This window comes from Microcystis sp. M53603_WE2 (assembly GCF_030065435.1).
This window is the reverse complement of sequence record NZ_JASJFF010000771.1, coordinates 1-1,239: the sequence shown is the minus strand read 5'-3', so window position 1 is coordinate 1,239 and position 1,239 is coordinate 1. Positions and strand designations below refer to the sequence as shown.

At 40.1% G+C, this 1,239-nt stretch carries 2 protein-coding genes; both read left to right on the top strand.

The features are described from left to right. On the top strand, positions 1 to 528 hold a 528-nt coding region (locus PX481_RS16595; protein WP_288095059.1), incomplete at its 5' end, for an RNA-guided endonuclease InsQ/TnpB family protein. Positions 529 to 642: 114 nt separating this feature from the next. After that, on the top strand, positions 643 to 1,239 hold a 597-nt coding region (locus tag PX481_RS16590), incomplete at its 3' end, for a CorA family divalent cation transporter (RefSeq protein ID WP_288095057.1).

Genomic DNA, 1,239 nt, shown 5'->3' with positions numbered 1-1,239 from the left:
TCAAGACAACGTAAAGACAAAGCAATTAAAGACGCTTTGGCGTTAGTCCAGTCTAATGATTTGGTAGTCTATGAAGCTTTAAAGGTAAGAAACTTAGTCAAAAACCGTAAACTTGCCAAGTCGATTAGTGATGCTTCTTGGTATCAATTCACTGAATGGTTGAATTATTTTGCCAAGATTTATCGGATTGTTTGTGTTGCTGTTCCTCCCCATTTTACTAGCCAAGATTGTTCAGTTTGTGGGACGAGAGTTCAAAAAACCTTAAGCACTAGAACTCATCAATGTCCCAATTGTCAAACAGTCTTAGATAGGGATCATAATGCAGCAATCAACATTCTTAAAAAAGGGTTGCAATATTTGGGAAATCATCTCAACGGTACTGTTGGGCAAACAGAAACCGACCCAAACGCCTTGGGAGAGTCCGACCTCTGGGTTTTCAGTGGAGACATTGAGAATCTAAGTTGTCTCGTTGAACAAGGAATTTCTAACAGCGATGTGGAAAGAATCCCCCGTCACAGCGTAGCTTGACGGTGGGAGTATGTCAATGTAATCTCATGGCGATAGATAGTAACTTTAGGCAAATTAAATTTTTTAACTTTTCTGTTTTCTTATTGCCCAAATTAGCCAGATTGTTGTAAGCTTATGACCCAACTACAACCTGATATATTCGTTAACAATCGTCCCGATACCGATGGAGACGAGGAAGAAGACTACTTCGATTATTTTTATGATGAACCGGGTAGTGAACCGGGGACATTAATTATCGAACCGGATGCCAAACCCTCGCGGATTATTTTAATCGACTACGATGAAGATAACGCCATTCGCAAGGTGGATATTACTCCCAATGCTTGCGCCCCCTATATTGGCACAAATACCGTGTCTTGGATGGATATTCAAGGGTTAGGGAGTGAGACGGTTTTAAAACAAGTAGGGGAAATTTTTAATCTGCATCCTTTGTTATTAGAAGATGTGGTTAATGTGCCGCAGCGTCCCAAGTTAGAAGATTATAACAATCAATTGTTAGTGATTTCTCAGATGGTGCGACTGAAAGAAGATGAAAGCGGTTTTGATACAGAACAAGTGAGTTTTGTCTTGGGAAAACGCTATCTTTTAAGTTTTCAAGAGGAGGAATTACAGGACTGTTTTGAGATAGTCAGAGATCGAATTCGCACTTCCCAGGGACGAGTACGGAAATCGGGGGCGGATTATTTAACCTATTTATTATTAGACACGATT